The organism is Neisseria sp. P0022.S010 (assembly GCF_051956635.1).
This window is the reverse complement of sequence record NZ_JBQCXF010000945.1, coordinates 1-407: the sequence shown is the minus strand read 5'-3', so window position 1 is coordinate 407 and position 407 is coordinate 1. Positions and strand designations below refer to the sequence as shown.

Below are 407 nucleotides of genomic sequence, written 5' to 3'. Positions count from 1 at the left end.
TTGCGATACCATCTGACCGCTTCAACATAGTCTTTGCGGACACTTTGTCCTTTTTCATACATCACACCCAAATTATATTGGGCTTTAGCAAACACTTGTTCTGCCGCCTTGCGATACCACTGCACTGCCTGTGCATAGTCCTTACGAACTCCTTGCCCATTGTCGTACATCCCACCCAAATTATATTGGGCTTTAGCATTTCCTTGCTTCGCAACTTGAAACGTTTCCTTAAAATCCGGCACATTATCAGCCCACACTGCCTGCACCAAGCCCAAAGATAACAGGGCTACCATCATTTTTTTTAATAATTTATTCATTCTACAATTCATTTCTTTCAAATTATTGTTTCTGTTTTATCCTAGTTTTTTCAGACGGCATTTCATAAACCTGTCTCTTCTCCACACCTA

1 protein-coding gene is annotated in these 407 nt (G+C 40.8%); it reads right to left on the bottom strand.

What is annotated here, in order from left to right; all coding sequences use genetic code 11:
* On the bottom strand, positions 1-317 hold a 317-nt coding region (locus tag ACTHUT_RS22245), incomplete at its 3' end, for a tetratricopeptide repeat protein (RefSeq protein WP_440419983.1).
* Positions 318-407: the final 90 nt, after the last annotated feature.